This is a genomic window from Massilia paldalensis, assembly GCF_044901715.1.
Taxonomy (GTDB): Bacteria; Pseudomonadota; Gammaproteobacteria; order Burkholderiales; family Burkholderiaceae_D; genus Telluria; species Telluria paldalensis.
The window spans coordinates 574,141-599,634 of the sequence record NZ_JBJCIU010000004.1 but is presented as its reverse complement, the minus strand read 5'-3'; the positions used below and the strand labels follow the sequence as shown (position 1 = coordinate 599,634).

At 65.5% G+C, this 25,494-nt stretch carries 26 protein-coding genes and 1 riboswitch; of the genes, 17 read left to right on the top strand and 9 right to left on the bottom strand.

Going from position 1 to position 25,494, the window contains the following annotated elements:
* Positions 1-44 precede the first annotated feature (44 nt).
* A complete protein-coding gene (locus ACI1V7_RS22085; RefSeq protein WP_404534005.1) occupies positions 45-1,163 on the bottom strand; it encodes a succinylglutamate desuccinylase/aspartoacylase family protein in 1,119 nt (372 codons plus the stop codon).
* A 138-nt stretch (positions 1,164-1,301) separates the two neighbouring features.
* Here ACI1V7_RS22085 and trmB point away from each other — a divergent pair, with 138 nt between their 5' ends.
* The 3 genes from trmB to ACI1V7_RS22070 all read left to right on the top strand — a co-directional run bounded on the left by trmB (position 1,302) and on the right by ACI1V7_RS22070 (position 4,107).
* Positions 1,302-1,982 (top strand): tRNA (guanosine(46)-N7)-methyltransferase TrmB, encoded by a 681-nt coding sequence (gene trmB, locus ACI1V7_RS22080; protein ID WP_404534181.1) that lies wholly within the window; start codon positions 1,302-1,304, stop codon positions 1,980-1,982.
* 128 nt (positions 1,983-2,110) lie between these two features.
* Positions 2,111-3,352 (top strand): sensor histidine kinase, encoded by a 1,242-nt coding sequence (locus ACI1V7_RS22075; protein ID WP_404534004.1) that lies wholly within the window; start codon positions 2,111-2,113, stop codon positions 3,350-3,352.
* The gene (locus ACI1V7_RS22070; RefSeq protein ID WP_404534003.1) at positions 3,349-4,107 is read left to right on the top strand and encodes a LytR/AlgR family response regulator transcription factor; all 759 of its coding nucleotides are present in this window, start codon (positions 3,349-3,351) and stop codon (positions 4,105-4,107) included. Before ACI1V7_RS22075 ends, ACI1V7_RS22070 begins: the two co-directional genes overlap by 4 nt.
* A gap of 140 nt (positions 4,108-4,247) precedes the next feature.
* Here the strand turns inward: ACI1V7_RS22070 and recQ are convergent, their stop codons facing one another.
* The 3 genes from recQ to ACI1V7_RS22055 form a co-directional block, all read right to left on the bottom strand.
* Entirely contained in the window at positions 4,248-6,068 is a 1,821-nt protein-coding gene (recQ, locus tag ACI1V7_RS22065; protein WP_404534001.1) for a DNA helicase RecQ, read from the bottom strand.
* A 38-nt stretch (positions 6,069-6,106) separates the two neighbouring features.
* Entirely contained in the window at positions 6,107-6,940 is an 834-nt protein-coding gene (locus tag ACI1V7_RS22060; RefSeq protein WP_404534000.1) for an undecaprenyl-diphosphate phosphatase, read from the bottom strand.
* Positions 6,941-7,083: 143 nt separating this feature from the next.
* The gene (locus ACI1V7_RS22055; protein WP_404533999.1) at positions 7,084-7,356 is read right to left on the bottom strand and encodes a YkgJ family cysteine cluster protein; all 273 of its coding nucleotides are present in this window, start codon (positions 7,354-7,356) and stop codon (positions 7,084-7,086) included.
* 147 nt (positions 7,357-7,503) lie between these two features.
* Between ACI1V7_RS22055 and ACI1V7_RS22050 the strand changes: the two genes are divergently transcribed.
* The 4 genes from ACI1V7_RS22050 to ACI1V7_RS22035 all read left to right on the top strand — a co-directional run bounded on the left by ACI1V7_RS22050 (position 7,504) and on the right by ACI1V7_RS22035 (position 10,736).
* Complete coding sequence (locus tag ACI1V7_RS22050) at positions 7,504-8,166, top strand: TetR/AcrR family transcriptional regulator (RefSeq protein WP_404533998.1); 663 nt, start codon at positions 7,504-7,506, stop codon at positions 8,164-8,166.
* A 164-nt stretch (positions 8,167-8,330) separates the two neighbouring features.
* Positions 8,331-8,984 carry a protein-L-isoaspartate O-methyltransferase family protein gene (locus ACI1V7_RS22045; RefSeq protein ID WP_404533997.1) on the top strand — a complete coding sequence of 218 codons (654 nt, stop codon included), beginning with the start codon at positions 8,331-8,333 and terminating at the stop codon, positions 8,982-8,984.
* An 11-nt stretch (positions 8,985-8,995) separates the two neighbouring features.
* Positions 8,996-9,319: a rhodanese-like domain-containing protein gene (locus ACI1V7_RS22040; RefSeq protein WP_314541776.1), complete on the top strand. Its 324-nt coding sequence runs from the start codon at positions 8,996-8,998 to the stop codon at positions 9,317-9,319.
* Positions 9,320-9,368: 49 nt separating this feature from the next.
* The gene (locus ACI1V7_RS22035) at positions 9,369-10,736 is read left to right on the top strand and encodes a TolC family outer membrane protein (protein WP_404533996.1); all 1,368 of its coding nucleotides are present in this window, start codon (positions 9,369-9,371) and stop codon (positions 10,734-10,736) included.
* Positions 10,737-10,802: 66 nt separating this feature from the next.
* Here the strand turns inward: ACI1V7_RS22035 and ribB are convergent, their stop codons facing one another.
* From ribB to ACI1V7_RS22010, 5 genes are all read right to left on the bottom strand, one after another.
* Complete coding sequence (gene ribB / locus ACI1V7_RS22030) at positions 10,803-11,459, bottom strand: 3,4-dihydroxy-2-butanone-4-phosphate synthase (RefSeq protein ID WP_404533995.1); 657 nt, start codon at positions 11,457-11,459, stop codon at positions 10,803-10,805.
* A 97-nt stretch (positions 11,460-11,556) separates the two neighbouring features.
* A riboswitch (FMN riboswitch) is annotated at positions 11,557-11,710 on the bottom strand.
* A gap of 76 nt (positions 11,711-11,786) precedes the next feature.
* Positions 11,787-12,203 (bottom strand): lactoylglutathione lyase, encoded by a 417-nt coding sequence (gene gloA / locus ACI1V7_RS22025; protein ID WP_404533994.1) that lies wholly within the window; start codon positions 12,201-12,203, stop codon positions 11,787-11,789.
* Between the two features lie 126 nt (positions 12,204-12,329).
* Entirely contained in the window at positions 12,330-12,758 is a 429-nt protein-coding gene (locus ACI1V7_RS22020; protein ID WP_290413304.1) for an OsmC family protein, read from the bottom strand.
* 19 nt (positions 12,759-12,777) lie between these two features.
* Positions 12,778-14,076 (bottom strand): PQQ-dependent sugar dehydrogenase, encoded by a 1,299-nt coding sequence (locus ACI1V7_RS22015; protein WP_404533993.1) that lies wholly within the window; start codon positions 14,074-14,076, stop codon positions 12,778-12,780.
* Entirely contained in the window at positions 14,073-14,396 is a 324-nt protein-coding gene (locus ACI1V7_RS22010) for a hypothetical protein (RefSeq protein ID WP_404533992.1), read from the bottom strand. Before ACI1V7_RS22010 ends, ACI1V7_RS22015 begins: the two co-directional genes overlap by 4 nt.
* Before the next feature lie 127 nt (positions 14,397-14,523).
* On the opposite strand from ACI1V7_RS22010, the gene ACI1V7_RS22005 reads away from it, so the two are divergent.
* The 10 genes from ACI1V7_RS22005 to ACI1V7_RS21960 all read left to right on the top strand — a co-directional run bounded on the left by ACI1V7_RS22005 (position 14,524) and on the right by ACI1V7_RS21960 (position 25,451).
* Positions 14,524-15,525 carry a DUF3667 domain-containing protein gene (locus ACI1V7_RS22005; protein WP_404533990.1) on the top strand — a complete coding sequence of 334 codons (1,002 nt, stop codon included), beginning with the start codon at positions 14,524-14,526 and terminating at the stop codon, positions 15,523-15,525.
* Positions 15,526-15,679: 154 nt separating this feature from the next.
* Positions 15,680-16,582, top strand: coding sequence for an NAD kinase (locus ACI1V7_RS22000; protein ID WP_404533989.1), 903 nt, complete (start codon positions 15,680-15,682; stop codon positions 16,580-16,582).
* Between the two features lie 33 nt (positions 16,583-16,615).
* Positions 16,616-18,280 carry a DNA repair protein RecN gene (gene recN / locus ACI1V7_RS21995; protein ID WP_404533987.1) on the top strand — a complete coding sequence of 555 codons (1,665 nt, stop codon included), beginning with the start codon at positions 16,616-16,618 and terminating at the stop codon, positions 18,278-18,280.
* A 5-nt stretch (positions 18,281-18,285) separates the two neighbouring features.
* Positions 18,286-18,615, top strand: coding sequence for a hypothetical protein (locus ACI1V7_RS21990; RefSeq protein ID WP_404533986.1), 330 nt, complete (start codon positions 18,286-18,288; stop codon positions 18,613-18,615).
* Positions 18,616-18,678: 63 nt separating this feature from the next.
* The gene (gene hemH, locus ACI1V7_RS21985; RefSeq protein WP_404533985.1) at positions 18,679-19,800 is read left to right on the top strand and encodes a ferrochelatase; all 1,122 of its coding nucleotides are present in this window, start codon (positions 18,679-18,681) and stop codon (positions 19,798-19,800) included.
* Between the two features lie 527 nt (positions 19,801-20,327).
* Positions 20,328-20,876 carry a nucleotide exchange factor GrpE gene (gene grpE / locus ACI1V7_RS21980; protein WP_404533984.1) on the top strand — a complete coding sequence of 183 codons (549 nt, stop codon included), beginning with the start codon at positions 20,328-20,330 and terminating at the stop codon, positions 20,874-20,876.
* 97 nt (positions 20,877-20,973) lie between these two features.
* Entirely contained in the window at positions 20,974-22,920 is a 1,947-nt protein-coding gene (dnaK, locus tag ACI1V7_RS21975; RefSeq protein ID WP_404533983.1) for a molecular chaperone DnaK, read from the top strand.
* Between the two features lie 262 nt (positions 22,921-23,182).
* Positions 23,183-24,310 carry a molecular chaperone DnaJ gene (gene dnaJ / locus ACI1V7_RS21970; protein WP_404533982.1) on the top strand — a complete coding sequence of 376 codons (1,128 nt, stop codon included), beginning with the start codon at positions 23,183-23,185 and terminating at the stop codon, positions 24,308-24,310.
* Between the two features lie 98 nt (positions 24,311-24,408).
* Entirely contained in the window at positions 24,409-25,089 is a 681-nt protein-coding gene (can, locus tag ACI1V7_RS21965) for a carbonate dehydratase (RefSeq protein ID WP_404533981.1), read from the top strand.
* The gene (locus ACI1V7_RS21960; RefSeq protein WP_404533980.1) at positions 25,086-25,451 is read left to right on the top strand and encodes a nucleotide pyrophosphohydrolase; all 366 of its coding nucleotides are present in this window, start codon (positions 25,086-25,088) and stop codon (positions 25,449-25,451) included. Before can ends, ACI1V7_RS21960 begins: the two co-directional genes overlap by 4 nt.
* Positions 25,452-25,494: the final 43 nt, after the last annotated feature.

The following is a 25,494-nucleotide window of genomic DNA, read 5'->3' as shown; positions in this document are numbered from 1 at the left end:
GCGCGTAAAAATTGGGTCCCTGCCTGCGCAGGGACGACGTCGTTCTAGGCCGTCAGCAGATTCCCTGTGCGATACCCCTGCGCTCCCGCGATCTTACAGACGTGCATCCCCTTCACCAGGTGCCGGTGCGCCGTGCTGGCGAACAGGATGCCGTCCTGCGGCGTCTTCACCTGCACCGTCTTGCCGCTGACCGGGTTGACGATCTCCGCCACCGTATCGCCCGCCGCCACGCGCTCGCCCAGCGTCTTCAGGAACACGAGCACCCCCGACTGCGGCGCGTGCAGCGGTTCCACGCCTTCGAGCGGCGTCGGCGCGCACAGGGGCGCCGGCAGCGGGTCGAGTTCCATGTCGACGATGCCCAGGCGCGCCAGGTACTGGAGCAGGGCATGCGCATCGCGCTCGGCCAGGTCGTAGCGCACGTCGTTCTCGCCGCGCAGCTCGACCGTCACGCCGATGCAGCCCATCGGCACCGGCGTCGCCGCGCCGAAGTGCCCGGCCAGTTCCCACCACACGCGGCTGCAGGCTTCGTCGAACGGCTCGCCGCCCGACTCCGTGGCCAGCAGCACGGCGTGCGCCTGCAGCAGCGCGGCCAGCGGCTTGACATCGTCGGCCAGGGGCGTGCCCGTGTACAGGTGCAGCACGGCCTCGTTGTCGCAGTGCAGGTCGAGCATGACGTCGGCATCGATCGCCATGCCGAGCAGGGTTTTCTTGAGTTCCTCGGTCGCGTTCTTCGGCACCCACGACGCCACCGAGCGGCGCGCGTGTTCGCGCACGAGCGCGGCGTTGGCCGCGGCGTCCGGTCCCAGCTTGCCCTGCAGGGACACCTTCAGGTCGTCCGCCACGTGCTTGTAGGAGCGGTTGAAGTTCACGCCGGTGGCCAGGTCGAAGCGGCCGAACGGCGCGCCGTGGATGACTTGCGACAGGCCGATCGGATTCGCCACCGGCACCAGGATCACTTCTCCCTTGACCCTGCCGGCGGCGTCGAGCCGTTCCAGCGCCTGGCGCAGGCGATGCGCGACCAGCATGGCCGGCACCTCGTCGGCATGCAGCGAGGCCTGGATATAGGCCTTGCGGCCCTGGCCGGGCGCGCCGAAGTGGAAGGAGGTCAACTGGTAGCGGGCGACGTTGTCTTCGGTGGCGATCGGGTGGCTTTTTTGCTGCATCTGGCATCTCCTGGGGAAGAAAGCCATTATGTCGGAGATCGGGGCGGCACAGCGCCGGGTTATAATGGCCGCCGTTTTTTCCTCACACTGTCTCCTCCCATGTCCGCAGATACGCCCCTGAACGAGCAAGGCCGTCCGATGCTCTACGACCCGACCGAACGCCGCATCCGCAGTTTCGTCACGCGCGCCGGACGCCTGTCGACGGGGCAGGCGCGCGCGCTGGAAGAACTGGGCCCGCAATTCCTGATCGAATACCGCAAAGAGCCGTTCGACTTCCACGCCCCGTTCGGCCGCACCGCGCCGCTGGTGCTGGAAATCGGTTTCGGCATGGGCGGCTCCACCGTCCACATTGCCAAGGAAATGCCGGACACGGACTTCATCGGCGTCGAGGTGCACACGCCGGGCGTGGGCAGCCTGCTGAAGCTGATCGGCGAGGAAGGCGTCACCAACCTGCGCGCGATCCAGCACGACGCCGTCGAGGTGCTGAACAACATGATCGCCGACGGTTCGCTGGCCGGCGTGCACGTGTTCTTCCCGGACCCGTGGCACAAGGCGCGCCACAACAAGCGCCGCCTCATCCAGCCGGAGTTCGTCAAGCTGCTGTGCCAGAAGCTGCAGCCGGGCGGCTACATCCACTGCGCCACCGACTGGGAAGACTACGCCGTCCAGATGCTGGAAGTGCTGGGCGCCGAGCCGCAGCTGCAGAACACGGCCGAGGGTTACGCCGAGAAGCCGGCCTACCGCCCGCTCACCAAGTTCGAAAACCGCGGCCTGAAGCTGGGCCACGGGGTGTGGGACCTGGTCTTCAAGAAGAAATAAGCGTCCAATAAGCGCCCGCATCGTCGTTCGTCCCGCCGTCTTCGTCGTCCGTCGCCGCGCACTTTGCAGCGGCGACGCGGCCTCCTACACTATGATCATTGCTAATTAGTAATGAACAGGAGGCCGTCATGTGGCGCAGGATCCGGGATTGGCACCACGCATGGGAGCAGGAGATCCTCGCCGTGCTCGCGCAACCGGCGCTGGCGGCCAGGGTGCCGGCCGGCTACCGGCGCCGCGCGGCCGAGCAGGTCGCTTCGCTGTCGGCCATCGAGCGCAGCCAGCTGCTCGCGTTTTCGGCGGACTACCGGGGCTGGCGCAGCTGGCTCGCTATGGCCAAGCTGGCCCTGCTGTTCACGGGCATCGGCGTCCTGCTGAACCTGGTATTCCTCCACGCCAACTGGGTGGCGCCCGTGGTGGTGGCGAATGCGGCCGGCTTTTCCATGGTCATCGGCATCGTCGGCGTGTGGTTCAACTACCGCAGGATCGTCCGCAAGAAATGGACCGTGGTGGGCAAGATCGTGCTGGCGACCGTGGTCTGCGGCGTGGTGACGGCCTACGGCGTGCTGGTCATGACGGACACGCGCATCGGCGCCGTGTGGGACGTCGTCCCCGGCTTCCTGGCCGTGCTGCTGGGCGCCGGCCTGCTGTTCGCGGTACCGATGATCGCCGTCGGCATCCTGCGCAACCGCCAGTACGAGCTGCTCACCGCCCAGCTGCAGGCCGACGCCGAGCGCGAACGCCTGGCGCGCGAACTGTCCGAATCGCAGCTGCGCCTGCTGCGCGCCCAGATCGAGCCGCACTTCCTGTTCAATACCCTGGGCGCCGTCCAGCAGCTGGCCCAGCACGGCGCGCCGCGCGCGGCCGAGCTGACGGCCGACCTGATCGCCTTCCTGCGCGCCAGCCTGGGCGACATGCGTTGCGACCAGGTGAGCCTGGAGGCGGAATTCGGCCTGGTCGCGTCCTATTTGAAGGTGATGCAGGTGCGCCTGGGCGAACGCCTGCGCTTTTCGCTGGACCTGCCGCGCGCCCTGGCCCAGGTGCGCGTGCCCAGCATGATCCTGCTGACGCTGGCCGAGAACGCGATCAAGCACGGCATCGAACCGGCGCTGCGCGGCGGCGCGATCGCGCTGTCGGCGCGCGCGGAAGGGAGCACGCTGACGCTGCGCGTGGCCGACAGCGGCGTCGGCATGAGCGCGCTTGCGGGCAATGAGGCAGGCGAAGCCGCCGGCGCCGGCGTGGGCCTGGACAACCTGCGCCACCGCCTGCGCCTGGCCTACGGCGAGACGGCCCGCCTGGTGCTGCAAGATGCCGATCCGGGCCTGGTGGCCGAGATCGCGCTTCCCCACGCGTCCCAAGCGGAGGCCGCATGACGACGGTCCTGGTCGCCGAGGACGAACCGCTGATGCGCGAGCGCCTGCTGGAGATGCTGGCCGCGGCCTGGCCCGAGGCGCGCGTGGTGCTGGCCGCGGAGAACGGCAACGACGCGTGGGACGGCTTCCTGGAACACGAGCCGCAGGTCGCCTTCCTGGACATCCGCATGCCTGGCCTGTCCGGCCTGGAGGTGGCGCAGCGCATCGGCAAGCTGGCCCACGTGGTGTTCGTGACGGCCTACGACCAGTACGCCGTCGATGCATTCGACGCCGGCGCCGTCGACTACCTGCTGAAACCCGTGCAGGCGGACCGCCTCGACAAGGCCGTGGCGCGCATCCGCGACAAGCTGCACGCCGCCGTTCCCCATCCTCCCGCGGACCTCGGGGATCTGCTCAGCCACCTGAAAACCGCCTTGCCCGGCCTGCGTCCGGAGCGCACGCGCTGGCTGAAGGCGAGCGTGGGCCGGCAGATCCGCGTGATCGACGTCGACGAGGTGCTGTTCTTCCAGTCCGACACCAAGTACACGCGCGTGGTGCTGCGCGACTACGAAGCGCTGGTACGCACGCCGCTGAAGGATTTATTGGGAGGCCTGGACCGCGAACGCTTCTGGCAGATCCACCGTGGCACCGTCGTCAACGCGACGGCGATCGCGGCGGCCGAGCGTATCGACGCGGAGAGGATGCAGGTGCTGTTGCGCGGGTGCGATGAGAAGCTGACGGTCAGCCGGACGTTCGCGCATTTGTTCCGCGACTAGGCCGTTTGGCGAGCATGGTGGGCATGGTGGGCACGTGGTGCCCACCCTACGGCGGCTCCGGCAAACACCGGGGTCAGAGCCCTTTGAGAAGCAACACCGGGCTCTGACCCCTGCTCTGACCTCTGCCCTGACTCCTACGCTTACACCATCTCGCTGATGATATTGACGATCTCGTCGCCGTAGGAATTGAGCTTCTTCTCGCCCACGCCGGAGACGCCGCGCAACTGGTCGAGCGAGGTCGGCTTGACCTTGGCGATCTCGCGCAGCGTGGCGTCCTGGAACACGACATAGGCCGGCACGCCATGGGTGCGCGCCGTCTCCATGCGCCACCAGCGCAGCTTGTCGAACACGGCCTGCTCGGACTTGGACAGTTCCATCTCTTCGTAGCTGCCGCGCGGCGTCGATGTGCGCTTGGGCTTGACGGGTTTCTGGTACTGGCGCAGCTGCACCTTCTGCTCGCCCTTCAGCACGGCGCGCGCCGCTTCCGTCAGCTTGAGCGAGCTGAAGGCGTCGTGGTCGACGGTGACGAGGCCCAGGGCGATGGTCTGGCGCACGATGGCGCGCCATTCCTGTTCGCCGCGGTCGGTGCCGACGCCGAACACGGTCAGCTTGTCGTGGTGCCACTGGACGACGCGCTCGGACGAGACGCCGCGCAGCACGTCGATCACGTGGCCGGCGGCGAAGCGCTGGTCGACGCGGTAGATCGCAGACAGGAGCTTCTGCACGGGCACCGTCGCGTCGAACGAGGTCGGCGGGATCAGGCAGGTGTCGCAGTTGCCGCAGGGGCCGGAGCGCTCGCCGAAGTATTCCAGCAGGCGCATGCGGCGGCAGCTGAGCGTCTCGCACAGGCCCAGCATGGCGTCGAGCTTGGACGACAGCGTGCGCTTGAAATTCTCGTCGGCGTCGGATTCGTCGATCATCCGGCGCTGCAGCACGACGTCCTGCAGGCCGTAGGCCATCCAGGCGTTCGAGGGCAGGCCGTCGCGGCCGGCGCGGCCCGTTTCCTGGTAATAGCCTTCGAGCGATTTCGGCAGGTCGAGGTGGCAGACGAAGCGCACGTCCGGCTTGTCGATGCCCATGCCGAAGGCGATGGTCGCCACCATCACGATATTGTCCTCGCGCAGGAAGCGCGACTGGTTCGACGCGCGCAGCTGGTGGTCCATGCCGGCATGGTAGGCGAGGGCGCGGATGCCGTTCTCGTTGAGGAATTCGGCCGTCTCCTCGACCTTCTTGCGCGACAGGCAGTAGACGATGCCGGAATCGCCCAGGTGTTCCGTCGTGATGAAGTCCAGCAGCTGCTTGCGGGCGTTGGTCTTCTCGACGATGGCGTAGCGGATGTTCGGGCGGTCGAACGAGGAGACGAACTGGCGCGCCTCTTCCAGCTGCAGGCGGTGCGCGATCTCGGCGCGCGTCAGCTGGTCGGCGGTGGCCGTGAGCGCGATGCGCGGCACGTGCGGGAAGCGCTCGTGCAGGATCGACAGGCGGATGTATTCCGGCCGGAAGTCGTGGCCCCATTGCGAGACGCAGTGGGCCTCGTCGATGGCGAACAGCGAAATGTGCGCCGACTCGAACAGTTCCAGGCAGCGCGGCGTCATCAGGCGCTCGGGCGCCACGTAGACGAGATCGAGCTCGCCCGTGCGCACCATGCGCTCGATGCGCAGCGTTTCCTCGAAGGTCTGGGTGGAGTTCAGGAAGGCGGCGCGCACGCCCACCTCGGCCAGCGCGTCGACCTGGTCCTGCATCAGCGCGATGAGGGGCGACACGACGACGCCGACGCCGTCGCGCAGCAGCGCCGGAATCTGGTAGCACAGCGACTTGCCGCCGCCGGTGGGCATCAGCACGAGCGCGTCGCCGCCCGCCGCCACGTGCTCGACGATGTCGGCCTGCTGCCCGCGGAAGGCGGGATAGCCGAACACCGTCTCCAAGACGTGCAGCGCGCGTTGCTGGATGTCGCTCGTCATGATGTCAATCGATCCTTCGATGGGAACTCAGTGCCTGTTCAGTCGGCCCACACGACCCAGCCGAAATGGGCGGTGACCAGCACGACCACACCGAACACGATACGGTACCAGGCGAAGATCGTGAAGTCGTGCGTGCTGATGTAACGCAGCAGCCAGCGCACGCACAGGAAGGCGGACACGAAGGCGGCCAGGCCGCCGATGCCGAACAGCGGCAGGTCGGCGATCGACAGCTCGTGGCGCGCCTTGAGCACCGAGTACACGGTGGCGGCGAGCAGCGTCGGGATCGCGAGGAAGAACGAGAATTCGGTGGCGGCCGTGCGCGACAGGCCGAACAGCATGCCGCCGATGATGGTCGAGCCGGAACGGCTGGTGCCCGGGATCAGGGCGAAGCACTGGGCGCAGCCGACCTTGAGCGCGTCGAGCATGGTCATGTCGTCGACCGTGGCCACGCGGTGCGAGCCGGGCAGCGTCTTGTGGCGCTTTTCCGCCCACAGGATCACGAGCGCGCCGACGATGAAGGCGCTGGCCACGGGCACGGGCGTGAACAGGTGTTCCTTGATCGCCTTGGCGAACAGGAAGCCGAGGACGGCGGCCGGCAGGAAGGCGATGATGAGGTTGACGACCAGCTTCTGCTGGCGCGGTACGGACGTGATGCCCGAAAACACGGCGCCGATGCGCGCGCGGTATTCCCACATGACGGCGAGGATGGCGCCGGCCTGGATGGCAATGTCGAACACCTTTGCCTTTTCGGTCGTGAAATCGAGCAGGCTGCCGGCCAGGATCAGGTGACCCGTGGAAGAAATCGGCAGGAATTCGGTAAAGCCCTCGACGAGGCCCATGATGATCGCTTTGAGGGCGAGAATGATGTCCATGTGGTGATCTTGTTCAGGTTGTGGGGATCATTGCGGAAGGGAACGGCGCGGGCCGCAAGCTTACCATGAAGGGGCTTACCGTCGAGTTACAAATCTCAGGTGGTGCTTTTTTTGCCGGAGGCAAGGGCCGTTCGTTAAGCTTGTCAGGACGTCAAGCTTTCCAGCTCGGCCAGGAAGAACATCGCGTGCTCGCGCGTCGCGCCGCACATCTCGTGCGAGGGCGGCAGGCTGCCGCAGACGCGCGGCCGGCCCGGCTGGCCGAAGATGCGGCAACCGTTGTCCTCGTCCAGCTGCACGCAGCGCACCCCGGCCGGCTTCCCGTCCGGCATGCCGGGAATGGGCGACGTGATCGACGGCGCGATGCAGCAGGCGCCGCAACCGGGGCGGCAGCGCGCGGGTTCGGAGGAAGAAGTCACTGGGAACGTGCGGAAGTAAACACAAGGCAGGCAAGCCCGCCAGTATACTACGAGTGCCAGATACAATCCGTGACAGGGGCTTTCTTGACTCCCCCGGACGCCGGTCTTATAGTCGGTTGACTCAACAATAAGTTGTCAGACAGAAGCATGGCATGCCCTTTTGACACCAAGCCCCGCTGGGAGCGGCGCAAGGATGCGCGGCCCCAGGAGTTGCTGGAGGCGGCGCTCGACCTGTTCGTCGAACGTGGTTATGCCGCTACACGCCTGGAAGACGTCGCGCGCCGCGCCGGGGTGTCCAAGGGCACGCTCTACCTGTACTACGAGAACAAGGAAGAGCTGTTCAAGGCCGTCGTCCGTTCCAGCATCGTGCCCATCATCGGCGACGCCGAAGTCTCGGTGGCCGCGTTCGAGGGCCACAGCGCCGACCTGCTGCGCCAGCTGGTGCTGTCCTGGTGGGAGCGTCTGGGCGCGACCAAGGTCTCCGGCATCATCAAGCTGGTGACGGCGGAATCCGACAATTTCCCGGAACTGGCCTGCTTCTACCAGGAAGAAGTCATCAACCGGGGCACCCGCGCCATGGCCACGATGCTGGAGCGGGGCATCGCGCGCGGCGATTTCCGTCCCATCAATATCCCCATGATGACCCAGGTGCTGGTAGCCCCCATGCTGATGCTGATCACCTGGAAGCACTCCGTCGGCCCGTGCCCGCGCGCCGAGCTCGACCCGCAAGCCTTCCTCGATACCTTCCTCGACATGGCCCTGCAGGGACTGTCGCCTGCCACCGCCGCGGCGCCCGCCGGCGCCAGGTGAATCCCTCTCCTGCGACCGGCGCGCGGTTTTCCGGGTTTCATCCCCTCCAAACTGCAGACTGTCGCAATTTCCGCTGGTCTCGGCAGACGTGTCGATAAGATATGTTTGCTGAAGCCGTTCAACGATAAAATATCGGATTATTTCTTTTTCAACCGAGTATTGAAATGAACATCGAACAAGCCCGCTTCAACATGATCGAACAGCAGATCCGTCCTTGGAACGTGCTGGATACCGAAATCCTCGACCTGCTGCACGTCGTCAAGCGCGAACAGTTCGTGCCCGCCGCCTACCAGAACCTGGCGTTCGCGGACGTCGAAATCCCCTTGCCGGGCGGCGAGGCGATGTTCGCGCCGAAGATCGAGGCGCGCATCATGGAAGAGCTGAAGGTCAGGAAGCATGAGACCGTGCTGGAAATCGGCACCGGTTCGGGCTACATGGCCGCCCTGCTGGCGCACCGCGCCGCCAAGGTGACCACGGTGGAAATCAATCCGGAAAGCGTCGAGCTGGCGAAGAAGAACCTGGCCAGGGCCGGCATCTCGACCGTGACCGTCGAGCAGGGCAATGGCGTGGTGGAGTTCGGCAAGGGTGCGCCGTACGACGTGATCGTGATCTCGGGTGCGCTGGAAGTGCTGCCGGAAGAACTGCTCAAGCAGGTCAAGCCGGGCGGCCGCATCGCCGCCATCGTCGGCCAGCCGCCGGTGATGGAGGCGTCGATCATCACCCGCACCGGCGACAACGCCTGGAGCACGGTGAAGGTATTCGAAACCAACGTGAAGTACCTGACGGGCGCCCCGGTGCCGTCGCACTTCCAGTTCTGAGCGGACGCACCATGGAACACATTACCGCACCCGAGCTGGCGGCCTGGCTGGCCGACCCCGCGCGTCCCAAGCCGCTGTTGCTCGACGTGCGGGAAAACTGGGAATTCGAGACCTGCCAGATCGCAGGCTCGACCCAGATCCCGATGCACCTGATTCCGATCCGCGTGAGCGAACTGGATGACGACCAGGACATCGTCTGCGTGTGCCACCACGGCGCGCGCAGCATGCAGGTCGCCGCCTTCCTCGAGCGTAACGGGTTCAGCAACGTAACGAATTTGACGGGCGGGATACACGCCTGGGCCGTGCAGGTCGATCCCTCGATGCCGAAGTACTGAAGCGTCGAAGGCCTGCGTCCATAACTTGATGACTCCGACGGAGAAAGTAATGCAGAAACCCCTTATCGCCGTGCTGCTGGCCAGTGCTTTTTCGCTCCAGGCGCAGGCGGCCGATTTGCTCCAGGTGTACCGGCAGGCCTTGGCGAACGACGCCACCTATGCCAGCGCCCGTGCCTCCGCCGTGGCGGGCCGCGAACGCATCACCCAGGGGCGCTCGGGGCTGCTGCCGACCGTCGGCATCAACGGTAGCTGGACTCGGGCCAATACCGACGTCTCGCCGTTCAACGAAGGCTCTCCGCTGTTCGGCGACGACGGCGTGACGCCCGTTGGCACCGTGCCGGGCCAGAAGGTGACCCTGCGCACCAACGAGGTCACCATCGCGCTGCAGCAGCCGCTGTTCCGCTGGGATCGCTGGGAAACCTATCAGCAGAGCAAGCTGCAGCAGGCGATCGCGGAAGCCCAGTTCGCCCAGGCCCAGCAGGATCTCGTGCTGCGCGTGGCACAGGCCTACTTCGACGTGCTGTCGGCCCAGGACACGCTGGAATCGACCCGCGCCCAGAAGGAAGCGACCACCGAGCAGCTGGCATCGGCCAAGCGCAACTTCGAGGTCGGCACCCAGACCATCACCGACACCCACGAAGCCCAGGCGGCCTACGACCTGGTGGTGTCGCAGGAGCTGGCCGCGGTGAACGACCTGGAAAACAAGAAGACGGCCCTGCAGGCCATCATCGGCACCGCGCCGGCCACGCTGGCCACGCTGCGCACGGGCGTGACCCTGAGCGCGCCGCAGCCGGTCAACGTCGATCAGTGGGTGTCGGCCGCCGAGAACCAGAACTATGCGGTGGCCGTGGCCCAGCTGTCGCTGGAATCGGCCAAGCGCGACATCTCGAAGAACCGCGCCGGCCACTACCCGACGCTGGACCTGGTGGCCAGCTCGCTGCACCGCGACGTCGGCGGCCAGGTGCAGTCGCAGTCGGGCAGGACCACCAACAACGCCATCGGCGTCCAGTACAGCATCCCGATCTTCAGCGGCTACGCCGTCACCAGCCGCGTGCGCGAATCGATCGCGCTGGAAGACAAGGCGCGCAACGACCTGGAGGCCAATCGCCGCAATGCCGCGCTGACGGCGCGCCAGTCCTTCCTCGGCGTGAACACGGGTCTGGCCCAGGTGAAGGCGCTGGAAGCGGCGGAAGTGTCGAGCAACTCGGCGCTGGAGTCGAACAAGCTGGGCTACCAGGTCGGCGTGCGCATCAATATCGACGTCCTCAACGCCCAGCGCCAGCTGTACCAGACCCGCACCGACCTGGCCAAGGCGCGCTACAACACGATCATCGCCGGCCTGCGCCTGAAGGCCGCCGCGGGCTCGCTGCGCGAAGAAGACCTGATGCCGATCAACGCGCTGCTGCAGCAGCCGTAAGCACGGCATGCAGCAATAAAAAAACGGCGCCGCGGCGCCGTTTTTCATTGCAGGATCAAAGCGTAATCAAGCCGCTTCGCGCTGCTCGCGCTTGCGCCACTCGATCATCTCGGCGATGGTCAGGATCGGGAAACCGCGCTCGCGCGCGAAGCGCTCGATGGTGTCGCCGCGCATCATGGTGCCATCCTCGTTCATCAGTTCGCACAGCACGGCGGCCGGCTGCAGCCCCGCCATGATCGACAGGTCCACGGAGCCTTCCGTGTGGCCGGCGCGGCCCAGCACGCCCGCCGGGTTGGCGCGCAGCGGGAACACGTGGCCCGGACGGACCAGGTCGGACGGCTTGGCATCGGCCGCGATGGCGGCGCGGATCGTCGTCACGCGGTCGGCGGCGGACACGCCGGTGGTGACGCCCTCGCGCGCCTCGATCGAGACGGTGAACGGGGTACCGTACTTGCTGCCGTTCTCCGCCGCCATGGGCGGCAGGTCCAGCGCGCGCACCTTGTCGGCCGACAGGCACAGGCAGACGATGCCGCTGCATTCGCGGATCATCAGCGCCATGGTCTCGGTCGTGAGCTTTTCGGCCGACACGATCAGGTCGGCTTCGTTCTCGCGGTCGAAATCGTCGAGCAGGATCACCGGAATGCCGGCGCGGGTGGCTTCCAGGGCGGCGGCAATGCGGCCTTCCAGGTCGTCGCTTTGAAGGGTAAAGGTGTCGATGGTCATTGAGACGCTCCTCGCAATATCGTGAACTAGCGAAAAACGCATCAGGGCAAAGCGAAACGGCGCAGCCGGCGTGGCAGGCACGCAGGCGCGTAATGACGCACATCTTCTTTCATCCGGACTATACCGTCGGCCCTGGCTTCTCACCAGGTCTGCTGACCTCGCCGCATAAGAACCATGCAGCGAGCGCTCGCGGGCTCGGCCGTGATGGCCATACCGCCGGTCGGGAATCGCACCCCGCCCCGAAGACGTATTTATATAAACAGTATCCGCTTGAAACGGACAGGAGGATTGTAGCAGGGCCCGCCGGACCCTGCTGGCAGCCGCCGCTTATTGCTTGGTCAGCCCGCCGCCGCTCTCGTTGTCGCCGCGCTGGATCAGTTCGACCTTGTAGCCATCCGGGTCGGTGATGAAGGCGATCACGGTGCTGCCGCCCAGGACCGGGCCCGGTTCGCGGGTGATGTTGCCGCCGGCCGCGCGCACCTGTTCGCAGGTCTTGTAGATGTCTTCGGCGGACAGGGCGATGTGGCCGTAGGCGGTGCCCATCTCGTAGTTGTCCACGCCCCAGTTGTAGGTCAGCTCGATTTCGGCGTGGTCCGGGTTGCTGCCGTAGCCGACGAAGGCCAGGCTGTACTTGTATTCGGTGTTCTCGCTGGTGCGCAGCAGTTTCATGCCGAGCACCTTGGTGTAGAAGTCGATCGAGCGCTGCAGGTCGCCGACGCGGAGCATGGTGTGAAGGAGGCGCATGGTGATCCTTGTTGGAGTGTGGGGAAACAGGGATTCTATGCGTTCGGGGGAATCTTTGCAGCAGGGGTCAGAGCCGGGTCTTGTTTTCCAAGGGGCTCTGACCCCGGACTTCAGCCGCGAAGCGGATCAAGCCTGCAGCTTGGCATCCAGCGTGATCTTCGTATTGAACAGCTTGGACACCGGGCAGCCTTTCTCGGCTTTCTGCGCCGCGTCCTGGAACGCTTCCTGGCTGGCGCCGGGGATGGTGGCCGTCAGGTCCAGGTGCACGGCGGTGATGGCGAAGCCGCCATCGACCTGGTCCAGCGACACGGTAGCATTGGTTTCCAGCTTGGTTGCCGTCAGGCCGGCTTCGGCCAGCTGGGCCGACAGGGCCATCGTGAAGCAGCCTGCGTGCGCGGCCGCCAGCAGCTCTTCCGGATTGGTGCCGATGCCGTCGGCGAAGCGGGTGTTGAAGCCGTACTGGGTGTCCTTCAGGACGCCGCTCTGGGTCGAGACCGCACCTTTGCCGTCCTTGAGTCCGCCGCTCCAGACGGCGCTGCCTTTACGCTTGATCATGCTCTTCTCCCTAGGTGGATTATTTGCCTGCGGGCGCGATCCGCCAGACGATATTGCCGACGTCGTCTGCCAGCAGGATGGCGCCGTCCTTGGCGACCGTCACGCCGACCGGGCGCCCGTACGCATGTTCGTCCTTGCTGAGGAATCCTGTCAATATGTCCTTTGGCGGGCCGCTCGGCTTGCCGTCCGTGAAGGGGACGAACACGAGCTTGTAGCCCGAATGCGGCTTGCGGTTCCAGGAACCGTGCTGGCCGATCAGGGCGCCGTTCTTGTATTGCGGCAGCAGGTTGCCGTCGTAGAACGCGAGGCCCAGCGAGGCCGTGTGCGCGCCGACGGCATAGTCCGGCGCGATCGCTTTCGCCACGAGGTCCGGACGCTGCGGCTTGACGCGCTCGTCGACGTGCTGGCCGTAGTAGCTGTAGGGCCAGCCGTAGAAGCCGCCGTCCTTGACGCTGGTGATGTAGTCCGGCACCAGGTCGTTGCCGATCTCGTCGCGCTCGTTGACGGCGGTCCACAGCACCTTGCTCTGCGGGTGGAAGGCCATCCCGTTCGGGTTGCGCAGGCCGCTGGCGAAGATGCGGCCCTTGCCGCTGGCGACGTCCACTTCCCAGATGGCCGCGCGGCCTTCCTCGATCTCCATGCCCTTGTCGCCCACGTTGCTGTTCGAGCCGACCGTCACGTACAGCTTCTTGCCGTCCGGCGAAGCGATGACGTTCTTGGTCCAGTGGTGGTTGATGCCGGCCGGCAGGTCCATGACCTTGGTGCCCTTGCCGGACAAGCTGGTCTCGCCCGTCTTATACGGGAACTTCCACAGCGCATCGGCGTTGGCGATGTACAGGTCGTTGCCGACCAAGACCATTCCGAACGGCGAATTCAAGTCCTTCGCGAACGTCGTCTTCGTCTCGGCCGTGCCGTCGGCCCTGAGGCCGCGCAGCAGCGTGATGCGGTTCGGCGATTCGACGCCGGCGCCGGCCCTCTCCTGCACCATGCCCTGCACCTTGGCCTTGATGCCGCCTTCCTTCGGCGCGTTCTTCGGCTTGTTGCTCTCTGCCACCAGCACGTCGCCGTTCGGCAGCACGTAGAGCCAGCGCGGATGGTCGAGGCCGCTTCCATACGCGGTGGCCGTCAGGCCCTCGGCAGGGGTAGGGCGGGTGCCCTGCGGCCACGGCTCGGCCTTGGCGATGTTCATCGTCGGGATCAGCGACTTCTGCGGCGCCGGCAGCGCGGGATTCGGACCCCAGCCGACGGGATACTGCTGGGCCAGCGCGGACACGCTGAAGGCGCCCGCCAGGAGGGTAAGCAGGAGCCGTGCCTTCATCGGTTCTTCCCTTCATCGACGGGGACGACGGAGTCGTGGTCGCGCATGTCGCGGTGACGGTCCGGCAGCGGATTGGCTTCGCCGCTGGCATCCGGTTTCGGCTGCACGGCCTGTTCCAGGCCCGGCGTGCCGCGGCCTTCGTAGTTCTCGGTATCGACCAGGCCGTTCTCGATGTCCTCGGCGGCCTGCTTGATGATGCCACGCGGCTTGACGCTCTGGCCGTCCGGCGATTCGTCGCGCTCGTGCGGTTCGCGCTTGTAGCTTTGTTCCTCGATCTTGCGGTCCGTGTTCACGACACGGTCTTTTTCTTCCTGCGGCATGATGGCCTCCCAGATTTAATTGTTTAAATCCTAACGCCACATCCACAAGCCGGTCGCGCAATTGGATGATGCTTTTTTGCAATTACGTGTTTACCATATAGTTTCCCGACAATTGCCAGGAACTACCGTGAAACACGAAGCGCTCGACCACCATGCCGCCAGCGACTGCCCGAATTGCGGCGCCGATGTTTCCGGCAACTTCTGCCACCAGTGCGGACAGGAGACGGTACTGCATCCGCCCAGCACGCGCGAGTTCCTGCACGAATTCATCGGCCACTACGTCGCCCTCGAAGGCAAGCTGTGGCAGACCTTGCGGCTGCTCCTGCTCAAGCCGGGGCAGCTGACGCTGGAATACATGGCGGGCCGGCGCGTGCGTTACGTCCAGCCGCTGCGCGTGTACCTGACCTTCAGCGTGATCTTCTTCGCCGTCCTGAAGTTCACCGACCATGGCGACAAGGAGATCATCCGCACGGGCCCGGTCAAGGAGCAGGCGGCCGGCAAGCAGCACGGCAGCGGCCATGCGCCGGCGCCCGCCAAGAAAGGCGGGAGCAAGGACGGCGAGACCGCGGACGGCGAGATTGCAGACGGCGACGCGGGCCGGACCGGGGACGGCAAGGTCGCCGTCATCAACGAGGACAAGCCGGGCGAATTCCGCGAAGGCACGCGCGACGTGCGCGCGGTGGTCAACGACGTCAGTCCCTACCTGGGCGACAAGTTCGGGCATTTCGTCGACCTGCCGCAAGCGGAGCGGGAGAGGGTGTTGCGGGCCGCCTTCTACGGCTACGCGCCGTACGCGATCTTCCTGCTGATGCCGCTGTTCGCGCTGTACCTGAAGGTGCTGTACCTGGGCTCGGGACGGCGCTACGGCGAACACTTGCTGTTCGCGCTGCACACGAATGCCTTCGCCTTCCTGATGATGGCCCTGATGCGTCTGGTGCCGAATGGCTTCGGCCTCGTCACCTTCGCCCTGTGGATCTGGCTGGCGCTGTACCTCCCCAAGGCCATGCGGCGCGTGTACGGCGGCGGCCGCGTGCTGACGGTGCTGCGCTGGGCCGTGCTGATGTGCTTCCATTGGCTGTCGATCGGCGCCGCGCTGCTGCTGGCGGTGGCGTTCGGCGTGCTGCATTGAGGTGTTGCCAAGAAGTATTTTCCGAGTCGCTTGCGGGAAGCGCATCCACCCAACTATACTGTGTGTTTGTACAGTATTTGCTGAGTTGCGATAGTGCAGAAGCCAAGCGAATCGGTTAATCTTCTGTCTCCTCATTACCGCCGCCGAGAGTCGTATGTCCGTGACGCCTGAACCGCAACAAACCATCGCGCTGGTCGTACGGCACAACACGGCCGGGATCGACGAGCCCGTCAAGGCCATCGTCGACTTCCTGCGCGGCCGCGGCTACCGCGTCGTGTTCGAGCAGGAGACGGCGTCGCACGTCGCCGTGTCCGGCGTCGAGGCGATGACGGTGGGCGAGATCGGCGAGCACTGCTCCACCGCCATCGTGGTCGGCGGCGACGGCACCATGCTGGGCATCGCGCGCCAGCTGGCGCGCTTCAAGCTGTCCCTCATCGGCATCAACTCGGGCCGGCTGGGCTTCATCACCGACATCCCGATCGACCGCATGCTGCCGGCGCTGGGCGAGATCCTGAGCGGCAAGGCGCGCGCCGAGGAACGCACGCTGCTGGAAGCGCGCGTCATGCGCGGCGGCACCGAGATCCACTGTTCCGTCGCCGTCAACGACGTCGTGGTGGCGCGCGGCACGGGGGCCGGCATGGCCGAGCTGAAAGTCACGGTCGACGGCCAGTTCATGTATAACCAGCGTTCGGACGGCCTGATCGTCTCCACGCCCACCGGCTCCACGGCCTACGCGCTGTCGGCCGGCGGCCCGCTGCTGCACCCGACGCTGGCCGGCATCGTGCTGGTGCCGATCGCGCCGCACGCGCTGTCGAACCGCCCGATCGTGGTGCCGGACAACAGCGAGATCGTGGTCGAGATCGTCAACGGCCGCGACATCAGCGTGAACTTCGACATGCAGACCTTCACGAGCCTGCAGCACGGCGACGAGATCGTCATTTCCCGTTCGCCCGACACCATCACCTTCCTGCATCCGGAAGGGTGGAGCTACTACCATACGCTGCGCGAAAAGCTGCACTGGAACGAATACCCGTCCAGCGACAACAAACCCAAGTAATTGCAGGCCATCCACCAGGAGACCCCTTTCTTCATGTTGCGCACACTGACCATCCGCGACTTCGTCATCGTCGACACGATCGAGCTCGAGTTCTCGAACGGCTTCACGGTATTCACCGGGGAGACCGGCGCCGGCAAGTCGATCCTGATCGATGCGCTCCAGCTCGCGCTGGGCGGACGCGGCGACGCCAGCATGGTGCGCGAAGGCGCGCTCAAGGCCGACATCAGCGCCGAGTTCGCGCTGACGCCGGCCGCAAGCAGCTGGCTGGACCAGAACGAATTCTCGGCGGAAGAGGGCGGGGCGCTGCTGCGCCGGGTGATCGACAATGCCGGCCGCTCCAAGGCCTATATCAACGGCAGCGCCGCTACCGCGGGCCAACTGCGCGAGCTGGGCGAGCTGCTGGTCGACATCCACGGCCAGCACGCGCACCAGTCGCTGCTCAAGGGCGATGCCCAGCGCGCGCTGCTCGACAACCAGGTCGCCGTGCGCGACCCGGACGCCGCCGAACAGGTGCGCGAGGTCGCGACCACCTATAAATCGTGGAAGGCGCTGGCGCGCCAGCGCGAGGAATACGAGACCAATGCCAAGAACGTGCTGCTGGAACGCGAGCGCCTCGAATGGCAGGTAGGCGAGCTCGACAAGCTGGCCGTCAAGCCCGGCGAGTGGGCCGAGGTCACCAATGAGCACAGCCGCCTGTCGCATGCGGCCAGCCTGATCGAAGGCGCGCAGGAAGCGCTCAATGCGCTGTCGGAAGCCGAGCAGCCGATCCTGTCGCAGCTGTCCTCGCTGAACCAGAAGCTGGCCAAGCTGGCCGACGTCGATGCCGGCCTGCAGGCCGTGCTCGACTGCATGGAGCCGGCGCGCATCCAGCTGCAGGAAGCGGTGTACGCGCTGAACAACTACGTCGACAAGATCGAGCTCGATCCGGAACGCCTGTCCCAGGTCGATGCGCGCCTGGATGCCATCCACGGCACGGCGCGCAAGTTCCGCGTCACGCCCGAGGAACTGCCGGACGAGCACGCGACGCTGAAGGCCAAGCTGCAGCAGCTGGCCGACGCCAGCGACGTCGACGGCCTGAAGCGCCAGGAAGACAAGGCCCGGGGCGTCTATATGGAAGCGGCGCGCAAGCTCTCGGCCACCCGCACCGCGATGGCCCAGCGCCTGTCCTCGCAGGTGTCGGAAGCGATGCAGGAACTGTCGATGAGCGGCGGCCGCTTCGAGGTCGCGCTCAACCCGTGCGAGCCGGCCAGCTACGGCCTGGAGCAGGTCGAGTTCATGGTGGCCGGCCACGCCGGCGTCGTGGCGCGGCCGCTGGCCAAGGTGGCGTCGGGCGGCGAACTGGCGCGCATCTCGCTGGCGATCGCCGTGATCACGGCGCACGCGACGACGGTGCCCACGCTGATCTTCGACGAGGTCGACACCGGCATCGGCGGCGGCGTGGCGGAAGTCGTCGGCAGCCTGCTCAAGCGCCTGGGCCAGAGCCGGCAGGTGCTGTGCGTGACCCACCTGCCGCAGGTGGCGAGCCAGGCCAACCAGCATTTCCAGGTGGCCAAGGGCACGACCGAGTACGGCAAGACCGTCTCGCGCATCGACGTGCTGGACAACAAGGCGCGCGTGGAAGAGGTGGCGCGCATGCTGGGCGGCATCGAGATCACCGAGACGACGCGCAAGCACGCGCGCGAGCTGCTGGCGTCCTGAAACAGATGCAGCTCGTCATCCGGCTGGAATCCTTCTACTCGGATGGCGACGAGCGCCGGTTCTTCGAAGGACTGGCCGACATTGCCTGCATCTCCAACGTCAGGGGCGTCGTGCGGGACCTCGTGTTCGACCTGCACACGGGACGCCTCGGCGCGGAAGCCCTGCGCGAGCTGATCGCGCTGCTGTGGCGCTACGGCATCGACCTGGCACCCCTGGCGGTCCTGGCCGACAAGCCGCGCTTCGCCTGGCTGCGCGATCCGCGCTGGTACTGGTCTTCCAGCATGTTCCCGGCGGCGCCAGGTGCTGGTACAAAGGCCTATCGTCCCGATCAGTAATATCAACTCGGCATCAATACGGCGGCAATTTATAATGACGCCACATCATCATCATCGCTCCCCATGGCCTACCGCAAAGAACCGCCCCACCAGCACGGCACCGTTTCCCGCAGCGCCATCGTGCTCGTCAACCTGGGCACGCCCGACGCGCCGACCCGTCCCGCCGTGCGGCGCTACCTGAAGCAATTCCTGTCCGACCCGCGCGTCGTCGAGATCCCGCGCGCCGTCTGGAGCCTGATCCTGCACCTGGCGATCCTGCCGTTCCGCTCCGGCGCGTCGGCCAAGAAGTACCAGACGATCTGGATGCGCGAAGGCTCGCCGCTGAAGGTGTACACGAAGCGCCAGGCGGCGCAGCTGCAGAAGCAGCTGGCCGAGCGCGGCCACCAGGATGTGGAGGTCGTCATGGCGATGCGCTACGGTTCCCCGTCGCTGCCGGACGTGCTCGACGGCCTGAAGGCGCGCGGCGTCGAGCGCATCGTCGTGCTGCCGGCCTACCCGCAGTACTCGGGCACGACCACGGCCTCGGTGTGGGATGCCGTGTTCGCCCACTACAAGGACGTGCGCAACGTTCCCGAGCTGCGCCTGGTGCGCAACTACCACGACCACGAAGGCTATATCGAGGCGCTGGCGCGCCGGGTGGAAGCCTACTGGGAAGCGCACGGCCGCGGCGACAAGCTGGTGATGAGCTTCCACGGCGTGCCCAAGCGCACGCTGCAGCTGGGCGACCCCTATCACTGCGAATGCCACAAGACGGCGCGCCTGCTGGCCACCCGCCTGGGCCTGGGCGCGGACGAGTACCTGGTCACCTTCCAGTCGCGCTTCGGCAAGGCGGAATGGCTGCAGCCGTACACGGCGCAGACCGTGCAGCAGCTGGCGCAGGGCGGCGTGCGCCGCATCGACGTGATGTGCCCGGGTTTCACCAGCGACTGCCTGGAGACGCTGGAAGAGATCAATATGGAAGTCCGCCACGATTTCGAATCGAACGGCGGCCAGGAATACCATTACATCCCCTGCCTGAACGACAGCCCCGACTGGATCGCGGGCCTGGCGGAAGTCGCCGAACAGCACCTGATCGGCTGGCCGACCATGCTCACGCCCGTGCAGCAGGCGGCGCGCAAGCGCGATGCCCAGGTCGGGCACGAGTACGCCATTTCCCTCGGCGCGGAGCAGGCGCCTGTCGCCTAAGCGCCAGGCGTGGGCAGGTAAATCGGGCCAGTGCCCGATTTACTCCGCACGACGCATTCTTCGAAGGTAGCGGCAGGCCGGCGGGCATGTGATGCCCACCCTACGCGGCGATGGATCGTAGGGTACGCACCCCGTGCCCACCATTGCATCGCCGACAGACATTCCCAATCAAGCTGCTAGAATGGCACGTTTTGTGGCGCCGGATTGAGCTCGGCCAGGCAGATTGCAAGCAGCGTCAGCAGGGTGTAAACCACCACGGCGCCACTGATCAGATGCAGTTTCATGATGGTTCCCTATCGGAGATCGGCGCCTGCGCGCAGGATGTCTTATAGGAAACATGTTGACATGATGCGCTGATGACAGGGCCTGCCACTTGGTAAATCTTGTAACAAAAGATGACACGCTTTTCGGCATGACAAGGATTGCAGTCCCTTGAAAATGTAGGAGAGCGCCCAATATGCGGGCCTGTAAGACGAACAACATTCGTCCATTCATCAGCCAAGTCCTTGATTCCAGGAGTTTTTTCGATGCAAGACCAAGAAAACCAAGAAGTGGCGAAGCAGCCCGAAGGTGACGCCGCGCCCGCGGCCGAACAGCAGACCGGTGCGCCGGCCACATCCGGTCTCGAAGAACAGCTGAGCGCTACCGAAGCCAAGCTGGCCGAGACGCACGACGCCTTCATGCGTGCCAAGGCGGAGGCCGACAACGTCCGCCGCCGCGCCCAGGAAGACGTCGCCAAGGCTCACAAGTTCGCGATCGAAAGCTTCGCAGAAGCCATGGTGCCGGTGCGCGACAGCCTGGAGATGGCGCTGAAGGTCGAGGCGCCGACGGTCGAGTCGATCAAGGAAGGCGTCGAGATGACCCTGAAGCAATTGACCGCCGCCTTCGAGAAGAACCGCCTGGTCGAGGTGATGCCGCAAGCCGGCGACAAGCTCGACCCGAACAAGCACCAGGCCGTGGCCGTCGTGCCGGCGGACCAGGAAGCGAATACCGTGGTGGCTGTCCTGCAGAAGGGCTACATGATCGCCGACCGCCTGCTGCGTCCGGCCATCGTCACGGCCGCCGCCCCCAAATAATGTTGAGCTGAAGCTTCTTCAAGCTCTTGAAAGCAAGCGGTATTTCCCAATATTCGGCACATCTGGAAAACTGAAGTACTAAAAAGGAAAAAATATTATGGGCAAAATCATCGGTATCGACCTGGGCACCACCAACAGCTGCGTGGCCATCATGGAAAATGGCCAGCCCAAGGTCATCGAAAACGCGGAAGGCGCCCGTACCACGCCTTCGATCATCGCTTATCAGGAAGATGGCGAGATCCTGGTCGGCGCGCCGGCGAAACGCCAGGCCGTGACCAACCCGAAGAACACCCTGTTCGCCGTCAAGCGCCTGATCGGCCGCAAGTTCGACGAGAAGGAAGTGCAGAAAGACATCGCGCTGATGCCGTACCAGATCACCAAGGCCGACAACGGCGATGCGTGGGTCGGCGTGCGTGACAAGAAGCTGGCTCCGCCGCAGATCTCGGCGGAAGTGCTGCGCAAGATGAAGAAGACCGCCGAAGACTACCTCGGCGAAGAAGTGACGGAAGCCGTCATCACCGTGCCGGCCTATTTCAACGACTCGCAGCGCCAGGCGACCAAGGACGCCGGCCGCATCGCGGGCCTGGACGTCAAGCGCATCATCAACGAGCCGACCGCGGCCGCGCTGGCATTCGGCCTGGACAAGACCGACAAGGGCGACCGCAAGATCGCCGTGTATGACCTCGGCGGCGGCACCTTCGACGTGTCGATCATCGAGATCGCGGACGTGGACGGCGAGAAGCAGTTCGAAGTGCTGTCGACCAACGGCGACACCTTCCTGGGCGGCGAAGACTTCGACCAGCGCGTGATCGACTACATCATCGACGAATTCAAGAAGATCAACGGCCTGGACCTGTCCAAGGACCCGATCGCCCTGCAGCGTATCAAGGCATCGGCCGAGCGCGCCAAGATCGAACTGTCGTCGTCGCAGCAGACCGAGATCAACGAGCCGTACATCGCCATGGCGAACGGCGCCCCGGTCCACCTGAACCTGAAGATCACCCGCGCCAAGCTGGAAGCCCTGGTCGAGGAACTGATCACCAAGACCATCGAGCCGTGCCGCACCGCCATCAAGGATGCCGGCGTCAAGGTCTCGGACATCGACGACATCATCCTGGTCGGCGGCATGACCCGCATGCCGAAGGTGCAGGAAAAGGTGAAGGAATTCTTCGGCAAGGATCCGCGCAAGGACGTCAACCCGGACGAAGCCGTCGCCGTCGGCGCCGCCATCCAGGGTTCCGTGCTGTCGGGCGAGCGCAAGGACCTGCTGCTGCTGGACGTGACGCCGCTGTCGCTGGGTATCGAGACCCTGGGCGGCGTGATGACCAAGATGATCCAGAAGAACACCACGATCCCGACCAAGTTCTCGCAGGTGTTCTCGACCGCCGACGACAACCAGCCGGCCGTGACCATCAAGGTGTTCCAGGGCGAACGCGAAATCGCCGCCGGTAACAAGGGCCTGGGCGAGTTCAACCTGGAAGGCATCCCGCCGGCACCGCGCGGCACCCCGCAGATCGAAGTGACCTTCGACATCGACGCCAACGGCATCCTGCACGTGGGCGCGAAGGACAAGGCCACCGGCAAGGAAAACAAGATCACCATCAAGGCGAACTCGGGCCTGTCGGAAGACGAGATCCAGAAGATGGTGAAGGACGCCGAGCTGAACGCGGAAGAAGACAAGAAGGTCAAGGAACTGGCCGAGTCGCGCAACCAGGCCGACGCGCTGGTCCACTCGACCCGCAAGTCGCTGACCGAGTACGGCGACAAGCTGGAAGCCGGCGAGAAGGAAAAGATCGAAGCGGCGATCACCGACCTGGAAGCCTCGATCAAGTCGGGCGACAAGGCCGACATCGACGCCAAGGTCGCGGCCCTGTCGACCGCCGCCCAGAAGCTGGGTGAAAAGATGTACGCCGACATGCAGGCCCAGCAGGGTGCTGCTGGTGCCCAGGCGGGTGCCGGTGCGCAGCCGGGTGCCGACGCCGGCGCCAAGCAGGACGACGACGTGGTCGACGCCGACTTCAAGGAAGTCAAGGACGCCAAGTAATTCGTCGAACGGAGCCGCCCTGGCGGCTCCGTTGCCTGACCCGCCGAGCCGATGCAACCACCAGGTGCCCGGCTCGGTTTTTTTGTAAAGCCCCCATCCGTCCCAGCGCGTTGTATTTCCGGCCTGAACGCAGCAAGCCATGCATGCTCACGGTATACTCGCGTGTTTTGGACTGCCGTCCCGGCCGGGACGAAGCCGCGCGCAACGGTTGCCGGGGTTGGACAGTTCGCCAGTACAGTAGATAACAGCAAGGTGCCGCCAAATGGCAAAGCGTGATTTTTACGAGATCCTCGGGGTCGCGAAAGGTGCTTCGGAAGAAGACATCAAGAAGGCCTATCGCAAGCTTGCGATGAAATACCATCCGGACCGCAATCCCGACAACAAGGAAGCGGAAGAGAAGTTCAAGGAGGTCAAGGAAGCCTACGAGATGCTGACCAATCCGGAGAAGCGCGAGGCGTACGACCGCTATGGTCATGCCGGCGTCGATCCGAACAGCGGCATGGGCGGCGGCTTCGGCGCCGGCGGTTTCGGCGATGCCTTCAGCGACATCTTCGGCGACATCTTTGGCGGCGGCGGCCGTCGTGGCGGCGGTGGCGGTCCGCAGGTGTACCGCGGCGCCGACCTGCGCTACAACCTCGAGATCACGCTGGAACAGGCGGCCGGCGGCTTCGATACGACGATCCGCGTGCCGAGCTGGGACAAGTGCGACACCTGCCACGGCAGTGGCGCCAAGCCGGGCACCTCGCCCGTCACCTGCTCGACCTGCCATGGCCACGGCCAGGTGCGCATGCAGCAGGGCTTCTTCTCGATCCAGCAGACCTGCCCGAAGTGCCACGGCAGCGGCAAGATCATCCCGGAACCGTGCGCGGCCTGCGGCGGCGCCGGACGCATCAAGCGCAACAAGACGCTCGAGGTGAAGATCCCGGCCGGCATCGACAACGGCATGCGCATCCGCTCCTCGGGCAACGGCGAGCCGGGTACCAACGGCGGTCCCCCGGGCGACCTGTACGTCGAGATCCACATCAAGCCGCACCCCGTGTTCCAGCGCGAAGGCGACGACCTGCACTGCGAGATGCCGATCTCGTTCAGCAAGGCGGCCCTGGGCGGCGAGATCGAAGTGCCGACGCTGGGCGGCAAGGTGTCCTTCACCATCCCCGAAGGCACCCAGACCGGCAAGACCTTCCGCCTGAAAGGCAAGGGCATCAAGGGCGTGCGCTCCGGCTACGCGGGCGACCTGTTCTGCCACGTCGTGGTCGAGACCCCCGTCAAGCTGACGGACAAGCAGAAGGACCTGCTCAAGGAGTTCGAGCGCCTGACCAACGACGGCGGTGCCAAGCACAGCCCGCAGAGCAAGGGCTGGATGGATAAAGTGAAGGACTTCTTCGAGTAAGAAGTCCACAACCGCTGAATGGCGCAAGCCTTCGGCGGTTTTTTTTGACTGGCGCATGGCCAGTCAGGCAAGTATCTGCAACAAGGAGAGGAGTTCACATGGCAAAAACCCCCACCGGCCTGACGGCCGCCGACCTGTTCGAGCGCAACCGCCAATGGGCCGCCGCGATGGTCGAACAAGACCCCGGCTTCTTCCAGGACCTGGCCTCGCAGCAGGCCCCCGAATACCTGTGGATCGGCTGCTCGGACAGCCGCGTGCCCGCCAACGAGCTGCTGGGCATGGCACCGGGCGAGCTGTTCGTGCACCGTAATATCGCCAACGTGATCTCGCACTCGGACCTGAACGCGCTGACCGTGCTGCAGTTCGCCGTCGACGTGCTGAAGGTCAAGCACATCATCCTGTGCGGCCACTACGGCTGCTCGGGCGTGGGCGCGGCGCTGAACAATACCCGCGTGGGCCTGGCCGACAACTGGCTCGGCCATGTGCGCGACGTGCGCGACAAGCACGAGAAATACCTCGGCGCCGTGGCCGGCAAGGCCGCCGCCGACCGCCTGGTCGAACTGAACGTGGCCGAACAGGTCATCAACATCGCCCAGACCACCGTCGTGCGCGACGCCTGGGAGCGGGGCCAAGACCTGACCATCCACAGCTGGGTCTACGGCGTGCACGACGGCCTGCTGCGCGACCTGGGCATTACCGTCAGCACCTATGACGAGATCCAGCCGAAGCTGGACCTGATCCTGGAGCGCTACCTGGAGTCGGGCGGGAGCCACAAGTGAGCCGGCCTGGCGGCGAACTCGAGCAATTGCGCGCCATCGTGCGCGCCTTCGTCGACGAGCGCGACTGGGACCAGTTCCATGCGCCCAAGAACCTCGCCGCCGCGCTGACGGTGGAAGCGGCCGAGCTACTGGAACATTTCCAGTGGCTGCGCGACGGCAGCAGGGAGGAACTGGGCGACGACAAGCTGGAGCAGGTGCGCCACGAGATGGCCGACGTGCTGGTCTACCTGGTGCGCCTGGCGGACAAGCTCGACGTCGACCTGTTCGCCGCCGTGGAGGACAAGATGGTGCTCAACCGGGCCAAGTACCCGGCCGAGCTGGTGCGCGGCGACGCGCGCAAGTACCACGAGTACAAAGGGTGAACGTTCGGTGGGCATGGGATGCCCACCCTACGATGTGCGCGGC